Origin of the sequence: Leclercia sp. 119287 (genome assembly GCF_009734485.1) — a bacterium.
Taxonomy (GTDB): domain Bacteria; phylum Pseudomonadota; class Gammaproteobacteria; order Enterobacterales; family Enterobacteriaceae; genus Enterobacter; species Enterobacter adecarboxylatus_C.
This window is the reverse complement of sequence record NZ_CP046445.1, coordinates 2,938,607-2,956,959: the sequence shown is the minus strand read 5'-3', so window position 1 is coordinate 2,956,959 and position 18,353 is coordinate 2,938,607. Positions and strand designations below refer to the sequence as shown.

Genomic DNA, 18,353 nt, shown 5'->3' with positions numbered 1-18,353 from the left:
GGTCATTTCGAAAAGCATATGAGTAATTTTCTTTAAGGTTCAGCCGGGCCCCGGCGTTCATTTTCGATCTTTCAATTTGCTGTATCGCTCATGGCTCATCACTTCCCAGTTCTGGCCCACGTCACGGGATAACAGCCGCCAGCGAAGATTTACCCTGAGGCTCAGATTTCCCGATCCGTGCATACGGCACGGGTGAATACGTCTGGCTCTATATCGCCTGAGCACCTGAACCGCCTGTGAATGCACCCATTCAGGAATGCGTACCGCTGTCAGGGCCATCGTCCTTTTCTCCCGCTGGTGGAATAACCGTGTAGCCGGCGCGTTCTGCCATCCATAAAAAGGTTTCCAGAGTGGCCGTTACTTCGCCTTTCTGGACTGGACGCGAATGAATGACTTTCCCGTTCTCGATGGTGAGCACCACGTCAATCGGGCCGTGCTCTACTGAATAATTAACATCAGCCATTTGATGTCTCCTGAATGCGCAGCTCCATATCACGAGCCATTTCAATGAACGTGTCCAAAGCGCAGATGTGTTCGTCGGGAGATAGCCGCCGATCACACTTCACCTGCCCGTTTTCGATGTAGAGAACGACGCGGCCAGTGAAGTCAGGCAGAACATGCAGATCGATATTCAGAACCGGGCGGCCACCCGGGTTAACGTTTTGCTGACTTAACATGCTGACCCTCCGCTACCGCTGATTTATGCTTTTTGGCAAAATCGACTAGTTCTGCAATGAGATCGTCGATTAATTCTTTGCCGCTTTCAGTCAGAAACTCACCGCGGCCGTTCACGTCTACGGCGCTGCTATAAATTCCCCTGACCGCCTTAATCCCTTCAATATTTCCGAACTCGCTCACGACCTGTTTTTCAAATCTGCTTAAAAGGTCATCGAGAAGAATCTCTGTTAATTCGATTGTTTTAATTTCGCCTTTGGGCTGATTAATAATGATGCAATTGCTACCTGTCTTTCGCAGGTGGCGAAGTAATGCAGCTTTAAGAATTCGACGACGATATGTTGCGATTAATTTATCCATCTAAATAATCCTTCTTTGCGCGTCTTCATTAGCCAGTACAATTTTCTCCTCTGTTTCGGTCCATGAATAAACAGAGCCAGCGAGGTCATATGCCAGACCTAATAGGCCATCGAGTTGGTAGCTATCAAAATCTTTGTGATGAGCGTGAATGGTTTGCATGAGAGCATTTAACTGTTCAGCTTTAACATTCACGTTTTGGATATCTTGTCGTTTCTGCATAGACACAATTTATCTCCCGTATGCTTTTTTTAAAAAAAGATTGGCGATGTGCCAATATCCAGCGCGGCACATTAATTGTGCTGTTTTATAAGCAACTTTATTAACCATAATAAAAACCCATTAAAAGGATGTAATATTCCCCAGCGATTAAGCTGTATTTATTTCCAGTTAAATTAAAGGGGTGGTTATTTGCTTTTGACTTTAACTGCCTGCTCTTCAATCAACCAGGCGCATACATCACCTGTGAGTCTGCGCAGTAGCGAGGCAATCGCTATCACTTCGGAATCAGCCACTCGGTCAGGATAAGACTCCATCATTAAGCAGATGATTTCCGCTTGATGCGCTCTCTCTGTTGCTTGTTCTAATGAAATTTCTTGTGCCATCTTTACCCTCTTTACCTTCTGCTAGGTGTTTGCAGATTTAGTAAGATAAATTTATCAAAATTGCGATTTTGCATTTATGCATTTGATAAATTTGAATAAATAATTTTCTACAGATGATAAAAAACCGCCATGTAGGCGGCTTTTTAAAGGAATACTTTAGTTTGTTTTTTAACCAAGGCGTGTGTAAGACATTTGCCATTTACCCACGACAAAACCCTGGATGTGGAAAAGTTCTTCATCTTCGGTTGTGACTTCCCAGCGGTCGTAAGAGGTATTGTCACTAATAACTATGAGTCTGTCTTTCAAAAGCTGTAAGCGCTTAATGTGAAGATTGTCGCCATAAACAAATGCGTATATGCCATCACTAACGAAGCGTTTCACTGTGACATCAAGAACGACAAGTTCACCGGGATATATACTTCCCAGCATACTGTCACCCATAGCCGTAGCGATCTTAAGGGATGACGCCTGGCGACCACCAAACATTCTTTTGGCTTCCTCAGGATCAAGTTCAATTGAGCGAATTACTTCAGGGTAATCGGAGTTTAACCTGCCGCCTCCACAGCTGAATTCAGTATCCAATATGTCTAACTTGAATACCTGATCATTGCTGTGATTATGAGCTGCAGATGCTGTCGTCTCGCTCTGAACTCTAAAGTTTTCCGGCATATCAACGGATTTAATCAGCATGAGTGGCTCTGGACTCAGGTCCCACTGTTGGACATCCATCCATCCATGCCTAAGGCCAAGATTGCTTTCAATCCTTCTGGCCATAACGTCACCGATATTTCTAATTTCACGCTCACTGGTCAACTGACTGAGCTGTGAAGGTGGAATACCAATCTCTTCCGCGAAGCCAGCTTTACCAGCCTTTGGCATACGGAATAAAAATTCTTCGAGTAGAGCCTGCAGGTTGCGGCGTCTGATTTCTTTAATGTCCATTTAGTAATCCTCTCATTTTTTATCATGGTGATAAATACCAAGAATGATAAATTAACTTGCTTGTTATTTATCGTAAAGATAAACTTTGATAAAAAGGAGCGAGTATGGAAAATCAACTTCTCACTTGGCGCAAGGCTTCCTCTAACGATGAGTGGGTCGAACTTGCTGGTAAGGCAGGTACTTCACCTGGTTACTTAAATCTCATCGCGTATGGCTACAGGAACGCTTCCCCTCGCTTGGCTATGGCTATCGAAGAGGCATCAAAATCCTTTTCCGATAAACTAGTTATAGCAAAAGAACGTCTGGTTTTCAGGAAAAAGGCAAGTGTCTGATCGTTTTCAGGTGCTTGAAAAGAGGGAAATGCCCTCGCTGTACAGCGATCCAGATAAAGACTGGATTCATCAGCAACTTTTATCCCTAACACCAGCAGTACGTCAAAAAGCCATTCAGCGATATGCAGCTGTGTATCAGGAAACGTTTGAAGCCGAGCCCGTTTCATACCGTAAGGAGAACCGGGCAAGGCATGAAGCAAACACACGGCTTCGCCTGTTCGTAAGGAATCACGGCAGGGCATTACAGGGGTATACCGCCGAACCGCCCCTGGCTGGAACGCAAGCGCGTTCTTGATTATTTCGGGTTTAAAGGTACCTGAACAGAAGCAGGCTTAAAGGTGCCTGTTTAGGTCGGCAACCAACTGACCCAAATCCTCATATGTACTAGGGAAGTAGTACGTTTTTATGGGGAAGAGGGAAAGGGGGGTAAGGGGGGATTGGGTGTAGGGGTAGGAATAGGGCCTTTTCCAACAGGAGAGATCCATAGGTTAGGTAGATCTCAGTCTTAAGGGCTGAACCAAGAAAAGCGGCCGTATCAGCAAGGTAGTACGAAAGTTGAAGGCGCAGAGAAACGAGGAAGGTTCTTCCTGGAAGAGTGAATTTCAGGGGAGCTGATTCAGAAGGGAGGCTGGCAACCTTTGGGGAGGCCGCCAGCTATGTGAGGGGAATCCATGAAAACCACATCACAAAATTATTATCTCATCACCGCGGGGGCAGCACAATGCAGCTGACGATCACACCGAATTTTGCACAGCAACGCGCTCTTAACATGTTGCGCCGGGACTGGAAGGCAAACGACGCCTTCATGGTGTACTCGCCAACCGGCAGCGGCAAAACGGGGCTGGCCGCTTTCATTGTCGCCGGGTTCGTCAGCCGCGGCATGCGCGTTCTGTTCTGCGCGCCATACACCATCCTGATCGGTCAGACGGCTAATCGCTTTGTTGAATATGGCCTGCCGGGTGATGAAATTGGCTATATCTGGGCGGATCATCCGAATTACGATCCGTCTCTGAAAATCCAGATTGCCAGCGCTGATACGCTTATTCGCCGCGTGTTCCCTGACAACATCGATCTGCTGATTATCGACGAAGCGCACCTGCGTAAAAAACGCATCCTGCAGGATATCGAACGACTGCGCGCCAAAGGTGTGAAAGTTATTGGCCTCTCAGGTACGCCGTTTTCACCGTTCCTGGGCAAATACTATGACCGTCTCATTAAACCGACCACCATCGGTGAGCTGATCCAGCGCGGCGACCTGAGCAATTACGAGTTCTACGCGCCCACTAAGCCGGATCTGAAAGGCGTCAAATCGGCCCCATCACTGGAGTTTGGCAGCGATTACAACGAGACGCAGCTGGCCGAGATTATGTGCGGCTCCACGCTGGTGGGCGATATCGTCCAGAACTGGCTGGAGCATGGCCGGGATCTGCCGACAATCGCGTTCTGCGTGAACGTAGCCCACGCCAATTACCTGACCATCCGGTTTAACCAGGCTGGTGTTAACGCCGAGGTTATGACCGCCGACACTCCTGTGGAGGATCGCCAGACCATCATTCATCGCTTTGAAGCCGGTGCTACCAAAATCATCGTCAGCGTGGGCGTCCTGGTGGCCGGGTTCGACAGCGACGTTCGCTGCATCATCTACGCCAGGCCAACCAAAAGCGAAATTCGCTGGCTACAGGCGCTGGGCCGCGGTCTGCGCACCGCACCGGGCAAAGAGTCCTGCCTCATCTTCGATCACAGCGGCACTGTACACCGCCTGGGTTATCCGGATTCCATCGAGTATGACGATCTGCCCGGCAAATCAGATGGTATGGAAGAAAGCGCGCGCCGCGCAGCTGAAGAACGCGAAGAGAAGCTGCCACACGAGTGCTCACAATGCCATTACATGAAACCAGCTGGCGTCTACGTCTGCCCGAAATGCGGTCACAAGCCGCTGGCCGGTGAAGACATTGATACAGACACCGGGCGCAAGCTCAAAAAGCTGGGCACTGAGCAGCGCCAGCCCACAAAAGCTGAGAAACAGGCCTGGTGGAGCCAGATTAAGTTTTACCAGCGTCAGCGCCAGTCGCTGGGCAAAAAGCCCGTAAGCGATGGTTGGTGCAAACACACTTTCCATGAGCGTTTCGGGGAGTGGCCAAACGGCCTGAGCGATTACCCGATGGACATCACGCCGACAGTTTCGAACTTCATCAGGCACAAACAGATCGCTTTTGCTAAGCAGCGCGAGAAGTCGCAGGCGCTGCAGGCGCAGCAAGAACGCCAGCCTAAACAGACAAGAATTCAGCTGGTGAGAAACCAGATGCAAGAAACCAAACAACAGTTAGGGAAACGAGCATGAAGACGGCGGAAGCAGCAAAGGGCCAGTGGGCCATGATTTTTGAGCACTACGGGCTGCCGCCGATCACTGGCAAAAATCACTTTAAAGGCAAATGCCCGCTATGTGACTCAATTGGTAAATTCCGTATCGATGACCGTGACGGTGCCGGCACCTGGATCTGTACCTGCGGCAGCGGCGATGGATTGAAACTGGTTACGCAAACCCAGGGCAAACCCTTCAATGAGATTTGCCGTGAAATTGATGAGCTGATCGGCAACACCTTCACTCGTTTGAAAATACCGGTCACCACCAGCGCCGGCAGTTTGCGTAAAAGGGTGCTCAGTAAATTTTCCAAACTGGCTCCGCTGCGTGGGACCACGGGTGCCGATTACCTCAATGCTCGCGGCATCTATAAGCTCCCGGCTGAAGCTATCCGTTTCAACGATAAACAGCGTCACGACGGCCGGGTGTTCCAGTCCCTCTACTCTCTGGCCACTGATGATAAAGGCGAGCTTTGCTATCTGCATCAGACGCTTCTGGACGGCTCAAAAAAGGCCGACATCGGCACCAGCGCAAAACGTCAGAAATCCCTGCAGGAGGACAATTATCTGGATCACGCCCGTTCAGTGGCGATCCGTATGTTCCCTGTTGCCAGCACGCTGGGCATCGCCGAAGGCATCGAAACAGCTTTGTCCGCGCACCAGCTCTACGGCGTGAATACCTGGGCAACCATGACCAGTGGGTTTATGAAGAAATTCCGGGTTCCGGCAGGCGTTAAGCATCTGATTATTTTTGCTGACCGTGACGAGAACAGCGCCACCGGGCTGGCGGCCGCATATGAATGTGCGCACGCGAACCTGCTGGCGAAAAATGACCTGCAGCGGGTGAGTGTCTAAAGACGTGGGAAATTATGTTGATCGGCGTTACCGCGAGCTGATGAGCCGTGATATGTCGCCGGGCGGCGCACTGTGGAATCTGGCAAAAGGAGGCCGATGATGGCACTTGAAACATTCAACTGGTACCCGCGCATCAATGCGGAGCAGGAGGTAAGTTTCCGCCGGCGAACCGCACAGTTCGGTGACGGGTACCAGCAGGTATCCGGGGACGGGATTAATCCCCGCTCGCAAAAGTGGAGTCTCCAGTTCACCGGTACCGAAGCGTATATCGGGGCGATTAAAGACTTTCTCGATCGCCACCAGGGCGTAAAGGCTTTTCAGTGGCACCCGCCGCTTGAGCCTCTGGGGCTATATCGTTGCGACACCTACACGCCGACTCCGCTCGGTGCCGGGCTCTTCAACCTTTCCGCAACGTTTGAACAGGCATTTAAACCATGAGCTTGAACGCAGATTATCAGAAGCTTGAATCCGGCAATGACGTGCGCCTGATCGAGGTGGACGGTTCTTCCTTTGGGCTTACCGAGATTCTTCGCTTTCACAACTACAATATCCCCCACACAGAATCGGAAATTATCGCCGCTGGTGGGGATGAGGCAAAGCTTCCGGCGAAACCTATATGGTGGCAGGGTAACGAATATTCCGCGTGGCCGTATCAGCTCGAAGGGCTGGAGAAATCAACCAGTGGAAGCAGTGCTACCCCTTCGCTGACGGTAGCGAATATCGACAGCTCAATATCAGCGCTGTGCCTGGCATATGACGATCTACTGCAGGCTAAGGTAAAGATTCACGACACCAAAGCGTCATATCTCAATGCTCGAAATTTTGCAGCCGGTAACCCTACGGCAGACCCGACGCAGGAAAAATTGCAGGTCTGGTATATCGACGCGAAAACGACAGAACTTACTGGTGAAAGTATCGAATTTGCGCTTTCCAGTCCGATGGATCTTCAGGGGCAAATGATCCCGACGCGCCAGCTCCATTCCCTGTGTACCTGGTGCATTCGTAACAAATACCGTACCGGTGATGGCTGCGATTACGCCGGCACGCGCTATTTCGACAAAAACAACAAACCGGTCAGCGATCCTTCTCTGGATGAATGCAACGGCACTCTGTCCGCCTGCAAGCTTCGGTTCGGGGAAAATAACGAACTTTCCTTCGGCGGGTTTCCGGGGACGTCATTGATCAGGAGTTAGCATGCGTAAAAAGATTGTCACGGCCATCATTGCGCACGCTGCGCAGGATTATCCGCGGGAGTGCTGCGGCGTGATAGCGCAGAAGAGCCGGGTAGAACGGTATTTTCCCTGCCGTAATCTGGCCCCGAACCCGGAGGACAACTTTGTTCTTTGCCCGGAAGACTATGCCGCCGCCGAAGAGTGGGGTCCGGTGACCGCCATCGTTCATAGCCACCCCGATGCAACCACCCAACCGAGCGAAACCGATAAAGCCCAGTGTGACCTAAGCGGTGTACCCTGGCACATCGTCAGCTGGCCGGAAGGTGACTTACGGACCATCATGCCTCGTGGAGAGATCCCACTCATTGAGCGGCCTTTCGTCCTGGGCGTGTACGATTGCTGGGGCCTGGTGATGAGTTTTTTCCGGCAGACGCACGGGATCGAGCTGCATGACTACCGGGTTGAATATCCCTGGTGGGAGGACGAGTACCCGGATAATTTCTATCAGGAATGCTGGTACGAGTGCGGCTTCCGTGAGTTCGACGGAGCACCGCAGCCTGGTGATATGGTGATCATGCAGGTTCAGGCTAATAAGTGGAATCATGCCGGTATTCTGCTGGAAGGCAATATGCTGCTGCACCATCTGTATGGACACCTGAGCCAGCGCGTTCCATATGGCGGCTACTGGCAGGAACGGACAATGAAGGTTCTGAGATATAAAACCTTGTGTTAATCTTTTTATAAAGGTAAACGAAGGGACTGGAACATGAAAAGAACCATTATCGCCCTACTGGCAGTATGCCTAAGTGGCTGTAGCGCCTCTTCCTTAGAGAAGGATGAACCTATTTATTATGGGCACTCTTCAAAGGATGCAAAACAACTGAATAGATGTTTGGCTCCTAAATGGCAGGAATTGCATCCTCAAGCAACCAGTATTGAAACAGAAACGGGCTATAGGATTTCTGCAGCAGATGATCTGTTTGGTACGTTATCTATGGCTAATATCAGTGACAATGCTTCTGGAGGTGCGGACGTGAAAGTATATGCTGTCAGTAAAGGCATTGGCGACCCTTGGGGGAAGGCTGCTCGATCTTGTCTATAACACGTTTTTGAAAAGCCACCTTCGGGTGGTTTTTTATTGGAGTTAATATGCAAGAAGTAATGACCGAAATAGAATTAGGCGGAGTCTTAGGCAAGACGTTTGGGAAAAAACACAAGCGACTTATTACGACAACTGCCGAAGCGATAAATGCTCTTAGTAGAACTCTTGATGGGTTTGAAAAATATTTGAATACAAGCAAATCGCGAGGATTAACTTATGCCGTATTTCGCGGGAAAAAGAATATTGGTCAAGATGATTTGGGTTTTCCTGTAACTGGAGAAGTGATTCGCATTGTTCCTGTGGTGATCGGAAGTAAGAAAGCAGGACTTTTGCAAACTGTGTTAGGTGCTGTATTGGTTGTTGTTGGAGCGTTAGGGGCAACAATCGGTCAAGCATGGGGAGGTGCTGCGTGGGGGCCTGCGGCTATGAAAATAGGTGCGGCGCTGGCCTTAGGTGGTGTTGTCCAAATGCTATCTCCACAGCCTACAGGTTTAGCCAGTAAACAGGATGCCGATAACCGGGCCTCTTATGCATTCGGCGGAGTAACGAACACCGCCGCTCAGGGATATCCGGTGCCGCTGCTATACGGCCTCCGACGTATTGGTGGAGCGATTATCTCCGCAGGAATTTACGTCGAAGATCAGCAGTGATCTTATAAAAATGGAAATAACTAATGGAATTTTGTAATCTTCATAAACACACATAAGGTAAGAGGTTACAATGTCTTTGCAATTAAGAATGAAACTAACTGACTTAGAACAAGAAGAGACTCGATTTGTAGAGAGCAGGGTAGTGTTTTGGCAACCAAAAAAACTGGAAGTTATTGGAAACATTAAGGATGAATTAAAGGCATATTTGGAAGCTCAGGGACTTCAACTCGAATTTAAAGATAAAGTCATCAACGGTATTTATAACGGTCAGAACTTCATAAGTGTCAACCTGAAAGACTTCGCACCCGTAGATTATGGGCCAGATGGGGTTATCTTCATTACCTACAATAACAAGAAATATTCTGTTGTTTTACGTCTTGACCGCCCTGATAACGGCCCATCTATTAGGTCATTTGCTGGAACAGAGAGAGATATCCTCGAGCAAAAAATAAAATACTACGAAGATAATCTTCTACCTAAACTCCGGCAAGATGCAATGAAACAATTGCCGGGAACGTATACACTGCTCGTTAGTCAGGACGGAAAGGGTCAACCAGAAAAATATAATAGTATTGACTCACTACTTAAGTCTTTTCTCGACTAGCGTTACATAAATAACTAAGCCGCGATAGCGGCTTTTTTTATGGGCGAGATATGGGAAAATTAATGTCGATTAAAGGCCGAAAGGGCGGCAGTTCAAGTTCACGAACTCCGACCGAACAGCCTGATGATCTCCAGTCTGTAGCGAAGGCAAAAATCCTGATAGCGCTGGGAGAGGGGGAGTTTTCCGGCCAGCTCACCGGCAAAAATATTTATCTTGATGGCACGGCGCTTGAGAACGCAGACGGCTCGCAAAACTTCAGCGGCGTGACGTGGGAGTTTCGTCCTGGTACCCAGGCGCAAAAATACATTCAGGGTATCCCTAGAACTGAAAACGAAATCAGTGTGGGGACAGAAGTATCAAACGCCACCGCCTGGACGCGCACGTTTACCAATACCCAGCTCTCAGCGGTACGTCTGCGCCTGAAATGGCCCTCGCTGTTCAAACAGGAGAACGACGGCGATCTGGTCGGGTACTCGATTAACTACGCGATTGACCTGCAGACCGACGGCGGCGCATGGCAGACGGTGCTGAATACCAGCGTGACCGGGAAAACTACATCCGGTTATGAGCGCAGTCACCGTATCGATCTCCCGCAGGCGGGCAAAACATGGACTATTCGCCTGCGCAAACTTACCGCGGATGCTAACAGCGCAAAGATTGGCGACACGATGACGCTGCAGAGCTTCACCGAGGTGATTGACGCCAAACTGCGTTATCCGAACACCGCGCTGCTGTACATCGAATTCGACTCAAGCCAGTTCAACGGCTCTATCCCGCAAATCTCCTGCGAGCCGCGCGGCCGCGTGATCCGCGTGCCTGACACTTACAACCCCGAAACCCGCACCTATACCGGCACCTGGACCGGTGCGTTTAAGTGGGCGTGGACTGACAACCCGGCGTGGGTTTTTTACGACCTGGTGGTTTCCGACCGGTTCGGCCTGGGTCACCGTCTCACCGCGGCGAACATCGACAAATGGACGCTGTACCAGGTGGCCCAGTATTGCGATCAGCTGGTGCCAGACGGTAAGGGCGGCAGCGGAACAGAGCCGCGCTACATCTGCAACGTGTACATCCAGGACCGGAACGACGCCTACACCGTTCTCCGGGATTTTGCGGCCATCTTCCGGGGCATGACTTACTGGGGTGGCGATCAGATTGTCGCCCTGGCGGATATGCCGCGGGATGTGGATTACAGCTACACCCGCGCTAACGTAGTTGATGGCCGCTTCACCTACTCCAGCAGTACGACCAAAACGCGCTATACCACAGCGCTGGTCTCCTGGTCCGATCCCTCTAACGCCTATGCTGATGCTATGGAGCCGGTATTTGAGCAGGCCCTGGTGGCGCGCTACGGTTTTAACCAGCTGGAAATGACGGCTATTGGCTGTACCCGCCAGTCTGAGGCGAACCGCAAAGGCCGCTGGGGCATTCTTACCAACAACAAGGATCGAGTCGTATCGTTTGATGTTGGTCTGGATGGCAACATACCGCAGCCCGGGTACATCATCGCCGTAGCTGATGAAATGCTGTCCGGTAAGGTTACAGGCGGGCGCATCAGTGTAGTGAATGGCCGGGTGATTACCCTGGATCGTGCTACGGATGCGAAGGCAGGTCACCGCCTTATTATCAACCTTCCGTCCGGTGCATCTCAGGCCCGTACAATCCAGGCTGTGAACGGAAAAGCAGTAACGGTCAGCACTGCCTACAGCGAAACACCGCAGGCGGAAAGTGTCTGGGTGGCGGAATCCGATGAGCTGTACGCCCAGCAGTACCGGGTGATCAGCATCAGCGACAATAACGACGGAACGTTTACTGTAACCGGCGCGGCTCACGATCCGGATAAGTATGCCCGCATCGATACTGGTGCCATCATTGACCAGCGTCCGGTAAGCGTGATCCCTCCCGGCAATCAGTTTGCGCCGGTAAATATAATTATCAGCTCCTACTCGATGGTGAATCAGGGCATCAGCATCGAAACCATGCGCGCCAGCTGGGACCCGGCCCCGAACGCGATCGCCTACGAGGCTCAGTGGCGCCGCAATGACGGAAACTGGGTAAATGTACCGCGCAGCTCTACCACTTCGTTTGAGGTGGCGGCCATTTATGCCGGTCGCTATCTTGTGCGCATTCGTGCCATCAATGCTGCAGAGATTTCCTCCAGCTGGGCCACATCGCTGGAAGTTACGTTAACAGGGAAAACGGGGGCACCGCCGGTACCCATTAACTTTCGGACCACGCCTTTACTCTGGGGCGTTCAGCTGGACTGGGATTTTCCTGCAAATACAGCGGATACCCTGCAGACCGAGATTCAGTATTCCACGGATGCTGCCGGCACGAATGCGATGTTGCTTACGGATGTGCCGTATCCGCAGCACATGTATCAGCAGCTGGGATTGAAAGCCGGGGTGGGGTTCTGGTACCGCGCGCGGCTTATCGACCGTACCGGTAACCAGTCGGCCTGGACTGACTTCATTCAGGGCAGCAGCAGCTCGGATGCCGCGGATTACCTGGTGGATATCGATAACCAGATCAAACAGACCGACGCCTACAAAGACCTGGTTTCGGAAATCACTGATCTGGGTGACGATATCCAGTCGGCGCGCGACGACATCAGCACAGTCACAACAGAGTCGGCGGCGAACAAAGCGGGCCTGGCGAAGGAGATCACGGACCGTAAGAAAGCCATCACCGACGAGGCAGCGGCCCGCGGCCAGGCACTGCTGACCGAGAAGAACGAGCGCGTCGCGGATATCAGCAACGTCAACCAGACGATTCAGACCACCACCGAATCGCTGGCGCAGCAGATTGCGCAGGTGTCGGCGGGGACCGGTTCTCAGTTCGATCCGGCCAAAATCTGGTACTTCGATTCGACTGCGGAGGGCTGGTCCGGTAACGGCACGCCGACCATTGTTAACGGCTGGCTCCGTCCTGCCAACCACGCATCGGACCCGTACGTTGCTTCTCCTGCGACGCTGGGCATAACAGCAGCTGCGTATCGCTTCCTGAAGCTGCGCATCAGGAAAGTGGGAGCGCCTGCATGGGCGGGGGAAATCCGCTGGCGCAATGCGGCCAGTTTCAACGAAACCAACCGCTTCGTGGTGGCCGAACCGGCGTATAACGCCGACGGCGTTGCAACGCTGGAATGCGACGATATCCCCTGGCTGGCCGAGACGACGATTAACCAGATTCGGCTGGACCTTTCCAGCAAACAGGACGCGACGAACTACTTCCTGATTGACTGGGTGGCGATCGGGCGGCCAACGCCGGGCGCCGGGATGGCCGCCCTGCAGCAGGAAACGACAGCCCGTGTTACCGGCGACCAGGCGGAAGCCACGGCGCGCGAGACGCTGGCGACGCAGATCCGGGGCGGTTATACCGGTGACGACCCGTCAAAACTGGCCTCGGGCCTGCTGTATACCGAACGCCAGGCGCGCATCACGGCGCAGGAAGCGGAGGTGACAGAGCGGAAGAAGCTGGAATCGACCGTTAACGCTAACCAGGCTTCCGTTACTCAGGAGCTGGCGACGCTGACGAATGAGCAGGAGGCTCAGGCCACCACGCTTTCAGGCCTGCAGTCCACCGTTGGCAAAAATAGCGGTGACATTACACGCATCGATAAAGCGGTCGCGGATAACAACAAGGCGCAGACCACCGCGCTGGCTGCGGTTAAGGCCACGACCGACCAGAACACTTCGGACATCAGCACGGAAACCACTGCACGTACGAATGCTGACAGCGCACTCGGCCGCCGCATCGATACGCTGAAAGTGGATGTGGACGGCAACACGGCCAGCCGGGACGCCGGTATTGTCGGTAACGTCACCAATGCGCTCGCCAGCTTCACCGCGTTCTCTGAACAGCGCGTGACGTATGCTGTTGGCGAAACGAAAACGATGGCTGAAATCATCGAAAGCCGGAAGACCGCCGCGGATGCCACGAGTGCCGTGGCGGAGCAGGTCACCACGCTTAAGGCGACGGTTGAGCAAAACGGTCAGACCAACGCGGCAGCCATTACGCGCATTGATGAAGCGGTCGCGGATCTGGAAAGTGCTACCGCGATCAGCATTCAGGGGGTTAAAGCTGAGATTGGCGATACCAACTCCGCAGTCCAGACAACCAGCGAAGCTGTTGCTGACATCAACGGAAAGCTGAGCGCGCAGTGGGGCGTTAAGGTTCAGGTGGAAGCGAACGGGGTTAAACGTATCGCGGGTATTCAGCTGGGCATTGATGCAACCGGGTCCTCAAACTTCCTGATTTCTGCCGATACGTTTGCGGTTTATAACCCGACGACAAAAGGACAGGAGCTGGTGTTTGCCGCCACCGGCGGGCAGATGTTCATGCGATCGGTGTTCATTCAGGATGGTTCCATCGACAACGGCAAGATCGGCAATTACCTCCAGTCCAGCAACTGGGACGGGACCGGTAATGTTGGCTGGCATATCAATAAATCCGGGTATGCCACGTTTAACGGCGTGACGGTCAGGGGGACGATATACGCAACCAGTGGGGAATTCAGAGGGACAGTTTACGCGACGGATGGAGACTTCAAAGGCACAGTTTACGCGAACAAAATCATAGGGGACGTGGTTAATATGTTCTCCTTCCCTGGTGGAAGGTTTCAGGGAGACCCGGGTAAACAAAAAGACTTCTTTCGACAGGTTACCTGGGCGGGGGGTGTCCCGTATGACGTCACTATCGCTGTTCCGACATTTGTCGTATGGAATGAAAGTGAAGCTTATAATGGTGCTCTGGAAGCATATATCAATATAAACGGGAGAGATATTACAGTAGTGTCTCTTGGCTTTAAGCTATCGTATAACGACACCAATAGCGTCAGTCGTCAGGTTAACAGTTATGTACCCGTTACAGGTAGTCTGGATATTCCCGCAAACTCAGGCCCTGTGACTATACGTATTGGCCTTAGAGGGATTACCAGTGGGAGTACTCATATGGATATGCAGCCATCAATGGCGTTAATTACCAAAAGAAATTCCCCTAACTTCTCCGGTTATTCAGGTAATTAATTCCAGCGAGGTGGATGCTGGCGATTTGGCTTTAACGGGCTGGAAATAAAACCCGATGTAAGTATTTCGGCTCCGCACTTGTTGTTTCTTCTGAATTCAATAATCACACCCTTATAACCCAGCTCCGGCTGGGTTTTTCATTTTAAGGACATCACGAATGGCCACACTTGATGACGATTTAGCGAACGCCGTCACGGAAGGTTTTCGCCTGGCGCAAAGCAGTATTATCAACCAGGACCTGATTTTATCGGGCACTGGTGACGTCACCGTTACTCTGGCAAATGGTTCGAAAAAAACGGGCCCCAGCTGGTCGAAGCTGATCACCGCCGCGAACGCAGCAGGGACCAGCGCGACCGCTGCCAAAACCAGTGAGACGAATGCACTGGCTTCCAAAAACGCCGCAGCAACCAGCGCAACGAACGCGGCAACGTCAGAGGGGAATGCCCTCGCTTCGAAGAACGCTGCGAAGACCTCAGAAACCAATGCGAAAACATCTGAGACGAATGCCAGGACGTCAGAGTACAACGCAGGGGCCAGCGCCAGTAGTGCCGCAGCATCGCTGGCCGCCGCGCAGCAGCTGACGTCTGTACCCTATGAGGCAGCGCCGTTCCCTGACGTGTGGGCACCGCTCAACGACGATCTGCGCCTGCTCGCCGGATTCGCGCCCTATGACACGCTGACTATTTCCGGGCAGGTGCTGGAACTGCCGTCTAAATCTCTGACATTTTCCCGGGCATCCACTGCGACTTACATAGATAAATCTGGAGTGCTGCGTACAGCAGCTATTAATGAACCACGCTTCGAAAAAGAAGGTTTTTTAATAGAAGAACAAAGTACAAACTTTCTTAAGAGGTCGTCACCAACGGAATATGGTCCTTCCATTATGCGATACGGGGCTGGCGTATCTGTTGTTTTTAAGCCAGATGGTGGCGTGGAAATCACTAAAACAGGTACAACAAGCGTATGGTTTGAGCAACATACTGGTGCCGCTACATATGAAGCGGCGAACCCTGTATCCATATCATGTGATTTGGTTGTTGAAGCTGGTGATGATGTTGCGATCGCAATAATTCGCAACACGTCATCAGAAGGTGATACCACTGCGGGGGTAACTACTGCTGTAGCAGGTCGCAATACTTTGTCTGTTACGACAGCAGGTACAACTGGCTTATATCGAATGGCTTTACGTATTCAATTCGGTGCCAGTGTACCTGTAGGTCATAAAGTAACACTTGATCGTATGCAATTAGAAGCATCTTTAACAGCAACTTCCTATATACCTACTAATGGAAACACAGCAACACGTGCTGCTGATGATTGCACTTTGCAACGCTCTGGTAATGATAACTACTTTGGACCTGTTACTTTTGCCATGGAGGTTCACTGTAACGGGCAAACGGTGGCGAGCAACGGCGCGAACAATCGCAGGGGTATCATTAGCTACTATCCCTCGTCCACAGAGTGGGTTTTCGCGGCGCTTAATTCCTCTCCCGGGTTATCAGGAAGGCCCATGTTTTGTTATGCAAGCCCCGCGCTGGTAGGGGGAGCGACGGCAATAGATGATGGGAAAATTCATAATATGGTGTTCGTCTCTGACACTATAAATAAGAAGATATTCACAGACGGAGCGGTTATCACCTCGGACATAATAACCAGACCGACGCCAGGAAATGTAGGCGTATCTAACAACACGATTTATATCGGTCGAGGTGCAGGGTCGGCTACCCCTGGCGTGCGAATGCTCAATGGCCACATCCGTAATCTGCGTATCTGGCACCGCGCACTCACTGACAATCAAATAAAAGGACTCCGCTAATGAGAGACTTATATCTGCGCTTTTCTGACGCCGATGAAATGCGTAGGCAGTTAATCGCGGCGGGATTTATTGATGATGAACAGCAGGGGTATTTATACCACCCGGATATCAGCCTGGATATCATCGGCGTTATTACCATCATCAGCGATATCGAAAATCCGGGGCAGGAAAACGAGTTAATAAAATATTCCGAGGAACCCGGTTACCACGCCAATATCCGGGTAATGAATGACGGGTTTGATTTATCACCGCTGGATGAATTCATCGTGACTCCAAAAACGCCTGCTCGCGTCTGGGCATAAGGAAATTACATGTCAAACAGAATTGATAGCATAACCATTAAGGCAGCGGACGTTTCTGGTTTAGGGAACAGCGCCACCAGAGACGTCGGGACAACTTCAGGGAAGGTGGCCGCAGGTGACGATTCGCGGCTAAATACGATCGACGGTAAAACAGGCGGTAAAGTAAAAGGTGATTACATTGTGCTCGATAATACCTACGGGCATACGACGCAACTAATGACGTACAATCCTGGCTCTGCTGGAACTCATTTCGGCGGGATGGTGATGAAGAGGCCGAATTCGCAGGGTTACGTGCTAAGTCAATACTCTACATCAGATTATGAGGTTGCCTCCGTAACCATTGGCATTGATGGCCCTGGCGGAAGCGTCTCCTGGGCGTTCAACCGGAATGGTCAGGCCGTGGGTAACTGGCAACCAGCATCCGATCGTCGAATTAAAGACAATATCAAACGTATCGCCGATCCGTTAGCTGCAATGCGCTCCATATCAGGTTGCGAATGGGACCGCCTGGATAACGGGTTGCACGGCTATGGGTTCATTGCTCAGGAAGTTGAGGTCATGTTTCCACAAGCCGTAACGGTGGCGGGTGATATTAAGCTGAACGATGACTCTGTTGTTGAGGACGCGAAAACGGTCGACACGTTCGGCCTGTCAGCTGCGCTTCACCATGAAGCGATTCTTGCTCTTATGGACACTGTCGATAACCTCACGGCGATGGTCACGCAGCTGCGGGCTGAGGTTCAGGCGCTGAAAGCGTAACGGCACCAGGATGTTCAGCGGTAATTATCAATAGGCACAGCCTCCTTGCCCTGGCCCTCTCTTAAAACTACTGTATAAATACACAGTGATAATAATTGAGAGGTCACCATGCCCCGCCGTTCCGACATTCACGCCGCATTTGTGGCCGCAATACAGCAAAACCCAAAAGGATCTCGGGTAATTTACGCCGCGCACTCGTTAATGCGCGGCGCTTTTTAAGTTAAATATCAAAACCGGAAGTATCGTTAATTTTCTTGTTTATAATCGACAATAAAAATATTGTAAATTGTTGAGTTGTCATTTCATTGTTTTTTATTTCTTTAAGGGAAATAACATTAGGCATACTTTTAAATGGTTTTTTGTCATCCATAGTAACTACATAAGCATTGAATCTGTTTGCGAATGCTAATATGGTTTTATCCGCAAATTCCTGAGGAAATGGTACATTCCTTTTAATTTCTTTATGTTCGGAACCTATGAATTCCATATCGCTTTCATCAGCCATGAAGCCTTGCCCAAATCCAGAACTGGCTGGTTGATCTGCGAAACCAAAATGTGATGGGGAATAATAGTCCATTGCTTCTAATTGCTCATCTTTATATTTTTTTACTTCAGGTGGAGTATTAACGTGGTCATGCTCAACACCTACCACCTTAGGATATATCGGTTTGAAATGTTCGGAAAAATACGAATTGTGTAATTGTATATTCCATTTGTTTAAAAGGTCCCACACGTTATTATCGAAAATGATATTTATTCTATGCAGGTGTTTATTCATATAAACCTCTTATGAAGTA

The 18,353-nt window shown here is 50.9% G+C and carries 21 protein-coding genes and 2 pseudogenes; 15 read left to right on the top strand and 8 right to left on the bottom strand.

Going from position 1 to position 18,353, the window contains the following annotated elements; genetic code table 11:
• Positions 1 to 57 precede the first annotated feature (57 nt).
• The 7 genes from GNG27_RS23725 to GNG27_RS14215 all read right to left on the bottom strand — a co-directional run bounded on the left by GNG27_RS23725 (position 58) and on the right by GNG27_RS14215 (position 2,579).
• Complete coding sequence (locus tag GNG27_RS23725) at positions 58 to 279, bottom strand: hypothetical protein (RefSeq protein ID WP_231600399.1); 222 nt, start codon at positions 277 to 279, stop codon at positions 58 to 60.
• Positions 251 to 463 carry a hypothetical protein gene (locus tag GNG27_RS14240; RefSeq protein ID WP_156264077.1) on the bottom strand — a complete coding sequence of 71 codons (213 nt, stop codon included), beginning with the start codon at positions 461 to 463 and terminating at the stop codon, positions 251 to 253. The genes GNG27_RS23725 and GNG27_RS14240 overlap by 29 nt, the downstream gene beginning before the upstream one ends.
• The gene (locus tag GNG27_RS14235) at positions 456 to 677 is read right to left on the bottom strand and encodes a hypothetical protein (RefSeq protein ID WP_156264076.1); all 222 of its coding nucleotides are present in this window, start codon (positions 675 to 677) and stop codon (positions 456 to 458) included. The genes GNG27_RS14240 and GNG27_RS14235 overlap by 8 nt, the downstream gene beginning before the upstream one ends.
• Positions 655 to 1,035 carry a hypothetical protein gene (locus tag GNG27_RS14230; protein WP_156264075.1) on the bottom strand — a complete coding sequence of 127 codons (381 nt, stop codon included), beginning with the start codon at positions 1,033 to 1,035 and terminating at the stop codon, positions 655 to 657. Before GNG27_RS14230 ends, GNG27_RS14235 begins: the two co-directional genes overlap by 23 nt.
• Entirely contained in the window at positions 1,036 to 1,254 is a 219-nt protein-coding gene (locus tag GNG27_RS14225; RefSeq protein WP_231600458.1) for a hypothetical protein, read from the bottom strand.
• A gap of 185 nt (positions 1,255 to 1,439) precedes the next feature.
• A complete protein-coding gene (locus GNG27_RS14220; RefSeq protein ID WP_156264073.1) occupies positions 1,440 to 1,637 on the bottom strand; it encodes a hypothetical protein in 198 nt (65 codons plus the stop codon).
• 168 nt (positions 1,638 to 1,805) lie between these two features.
• Entirely contained in the window at positions 1,806 to 2,579 is a 774-nt protein-coding gene (locus GNG27_RS14215) for a S24 family peptidase (RefSeq protein WP_156264072.1), read from the bottom strand.
• Positions 2,580 to 2,683: 104 nt separating this feature from the next.
• On the opposite strand from GNG27_RS14215, the gene GNG27_RS14210 reads away from it, so the two are divergent.
• The 15 genes and pseudogenes from GNG27_RS14210 (at position 2,684) to GNG27_RS14145 (ending at position 17,556) form a co-directional block, all read left to right on the top strand.
• Positions 2,684 to 2,911 carry a transcriptional regulator gene (locus tag GNG27_RS14210; protein ID WP_156264071.1) on the top strand — a complete coding sequence of 76 codons (228 nt, stop codon included), beginning with the start codon at positions 2,684 to 2,686 and terminating at the stop codon, positions 2,909 to 2,911.
• 28 nt (positions 2,912 to 2,939) lie between these two features.
• A complete protein-coding gene (locus tag GNG27_RS14205; RefSeq protein WP_156265150.1) occupies positions 2,940 to 3,206 on the top strand; it encodes a hypothetical protein in 267 nt (88 codons plus the stop codon).
• 426 nt (positions 3,207 to 3,632) lie between these two features.
• Positions 3,633 to 5,252: a DEAD/DEAH box helicase gene (locus tag GNG27_RS14200; RefSeq protein WP_156264070.1), complete on the top strand. Its 1,620-nt coding sequence runs from the start codon at positions 3,633 to 3,635 to the stop codon at positions 5,250 to 5,252.
• Positions 5,249 to 6,124 (top strand): annotated as a pseudogene (locus GNG27_RS14195) (toprim domain-containing protein); the annotation flags it as partial. The gene GNG27_RS14200 and the pseudogene GNG27_RS14195, both read left to right, overlap by 4 nt.
• A gap of 102 nt (positions 6,125 to 6,226) precedes the next feature.
• Positions 6,227 to 6,565 (top strand): phage tail protein, encoded by a 339-nt coding sequence (locus tag GNG27_RS14190; RefSeq protein ID WP_156264068.1) that lies wholly within the window; start codon positions 6,227 to 6,229, stop codon positions 6,563 to 6,565.
• Complete coding sequence (locus GNG27_RS14185) at positions 6,562 to 7,320, top strand: phage minor tail protein L (RefSeq protein ID WP_156264067.1); 759 nt, start codon at positions 6,562 to 6,564, stop codon at positions 7,318 to 7,320. The genes GNG27_RS14190 and GNG27_RS14185 overlap by 4 nt, the downstream gene beginning before the upstream one ends.
• A 1-nt stretch (position 7,321) precedes the next feature.
• Positions 7,322 to 8,032, top strand: coding sequence for a C40 family peptidase (locus tag GNG27_RS14180; RefSeq protein WP_156264066.1), 711 nt, complete (start codon positions 7,322 to 7,324; stop codon positions 8,030 to 8,032).
• Between the two features lie 33 nt (positions 8,033 to 8,065).
• On the top strand, positions 8,066 to 8,401 hold the full coding sequence (locus tag GNG27_RS14175; RefSeq protein WP_156264065.1) for a hypothetical protein: 336 nt from the start codon (positions 8,066 to 8,068) through the stop codon (positions 8,399 to 8,401).
• Positions 8,402 to 8,448: 47 nt separating this feature from the next.
• The gene (locus GNG27_RS14170; RefSeq protein WP_156264064.1) at positions 8,449 to 9,051 is read left to right on the top strand and encodes a tail assembly protein; all 603 of its coding nucleotides are present in this window, start codon (positions 8,449 to 8,451) and stop codon (positions 9,049 to 9,051) included.
• 70 nt (positions 9,052 to 9,121) lie between these two features.
• A complete protein-coding gene (locus tag GNG27_RS14165; protein WP_156264063.1) occupies positions 9,122 to 9,655 on the top strand; it encodes a hypothetical protein in 534 nt (177 codons plus the stop codon).
• A 50-nt stretch (positions 9,656 to 9,705) separates the two neighbouring features.
• Positions 9,706 to 12,115, top strand: a pseudogene (locus GNG27_RS23890) (host specificity protein J); the annotation flags it as partial.
• Positions 12,116 to 12,930: 815 nt separating this feature from the next.
• Positions 12,931 to 14,679 carry a DUF1983 domain-containing protein gene (locus GNG27_RS23885; protein WP_370462898.1) on the top strand — a complete coding sequence of 583 codons (1,749 nt, stop codon included), beginning with the start codon at positions 12,931 to 12,933 and terminating at the stop codon, positions 14,677 to 14,679.
• A 157-nt stretch (positions 14,680 to 14,836) separates the two neighbouring features.
• Positions 14,837 to 16,495 carry a LamG-like jellyroll fold domain-containing protein gene (locus tag GNG27_RS14155; RefSeq protein WP_156264061.1) on the top strand — a complete coding sequence of 553 codons (1,659 nt, stop codon included), beginning with the start codon at positions 14,837 to 14,839 and terminating at the stop codon, positions 16,493 to 16,495.
• Complete coding sequence (locus GNG27_RS14150; protein WP_156264060.1) at positions 16,495 to 16,797, top strand: hypothetical protein; 303 nt, start codon at positions 16,495 to 16,497, stop codon at positions 16,795 to 16,797. The genes GNG27_RS14155 and GNG27_RS14150 overlap by 1 nt, the downstream gene beginning before the upstream one ends.
• 9 nt (positions 16,798 to 16,806) lie before the next feature.
• A complete protein-coding gene (locus GNG27_RS14145) occupies positions 16,807 to 17,556 on the top strand; it encodes a tail fiber domain-containing protein (protein WP_156264059.1) in 750 nt (249 codons plus the stop codon).
• Positions 17,557 to 17,776: 220 nt separating this feature from the next.
• On the opposite strand, the gene GNG27_RS14140 is transcribed toward GNG27_RS14145, so the two are convergent.
• Positions 17,777 to 18,334, bottom strand: a complete 558-nt coding sequence (locus GNG27_RS14140; RefSeq protein ID WP_156264058.1) for a hypothetical protein — start codon at positions 18,332 to 18,334, stop codon at positions 17,777 to 17,779.
• Positions 18,335 to 18,353: the final 19 nt, after the last annotated feature.

Excerpts from the sequence above, each read along its gene's own strand:
- GNG27_RS14230 (WP_156264075.1), bottom strand. The coding sequence starts at position 1,035 with ATGGATAAATTAATCGCAACATATCGTCGTCGAATTCTTAAAGCTGCA.
- GNG27_RS23725 (WP_231600399.1), bottom strand. The coding sequence starts at position 279 with ATGGCCCTGACAGCGGTACGCATTCCTGAATGGGTGCATTCACAGGCG.
- GNG27_RS14190 (WP_156264068.1), top strand. The coding sequence starts at position 6,227 with ATGGCACTTGAAACATTCAACTGGTACCCGCGCATCAATGCGGAGCAG.
- GNG27_RS23885 (WP_370462898.1), top strand. The coding sequence starts at position 12,931 with ATGGCCGCCCTGCAGCAGGAAACGACAGCCCGTGTTACCGGCGACCAG.
- GNG27_RS14200 (WP_156264070.1), top strand. The coding sequence starts at position 3,633 with ATGCAGCTGACGATCACACCGAATTTTGCACAGCAACGCGCTCTTAAC.
- GNG27_RS14155 (WP_156264061.1), top strand. The coding sequence starts at position 14,837 with ATGGCCACACTTGATGACGATTTAGCGAACGCCGTCACGGAAGGTTTT.
- GNG27_RS14240 (WP_156264077.1), bottom strand. The coding sequence starts at position 463 with ATGGCTGATGTTAATTATTCAGTAGAGCACGGCCCGATTGACGTGGTG.
- GNG27_RS14220 (WP_156264073.1), bottom strand. The coding sequence starts at position 1,637 with ATGGCACAAGAAATTTCATTAGAACAAGCAACAGAGAGAGCGCATCAA.
- GNG27_RS14205 (WP_156265150.1), top strand. The coding sequence starts at position 2,940 with ATGCCCTCGCTGTACAGCGATCCAGATAAAGACTGGATTCATCAGCAA.
- GNG27_RS14175 (WP_156264065.1), top strand. The coding sequence starts at position 8,066 with ATGAAAAGAACCATTATCGCCCTACTGGCAGTATGCCTAAGTGGCTGT.
- GNG27_RS14150 (WP_156264060.1), top strand. The coding sequence starts at position 16,495 with ATGAGAGACTTATATCTGCGCTTTTCTGACGCCGATGAAATGCGTAGG.
- GNG27_RS14165 (WP_156264063.1), top strand. The coding sequence starts at position 9,122 with ATGTCTTTGCAATTAAGAATGAAACTAACTGACTTAGAACAAGAAGAG.
- GNG27_RS14140 (WP_156264058.1), bottom strand. The coding sequence starts at position 18,334 with ATGAATAAACACCTGCATAGAATAAATATCATTTTCGATAATAACGTG.
- GNG27_RS14185 (WP_156264067.1), top strand. The coding sequence starts at position 6,562 with ATGAGCTTGAACGCAGATTATCAGAAGCTTGAATCCGGCAATGACGTG.
- GNG27_RS14235 (WP_156264076.1), bottom strand. The coding sequence starts at position 677 with ATGTTAAGTCAGCAAAACGTTAACCCGGGTGGCCGCCCGGTTCTGAAT.
- GNG27_RS14225 (WP_231600458.1), bottom strand. The coding sequence starts at position 1,254 with ATGCAGAAACGACAAGATATCCAAAACGTGAATGTTAAAGCTGAACAG.
- GNG27_RS14170 (WP_156264064.1), top strand. The coding sequence starts at position 8,449 with ATGCAAGAAGTAATGACCGAAATAGAATTAGGCGGAGTCTTAGGCAAG.
- GNG27_RS14215 (WP_156264072.1), bottom strand. The coding sequence starts at position 2,579 with ATGGACATTAAAGAAATCAGACGCCGCAACCTGCAGGCTCTACTCGAA.
- GNG27_RS14145 (WP_156264059.1), top strand. The coding sequence starts at position 16,807 with ATGTCAAACAGAATTGATAGCATAACCATTAAGGCAGCGGACGTTTCT.
- GNG27_RS14180 (WP_156264066.1), top strand. The coding sequence starts at position 7,322 with ATGCGTAAAAAGATTGTCACGGCCATCATTGCGCACGCTGCGCAGGAT.
- GNG27_RS14210 (WP_156264071.1), top strand. The coding sequence starts at position 2,684 with ATGGAAAATCAACTTCTCACTTGGCGCAAGGCTTCCTCTAACGATGAG.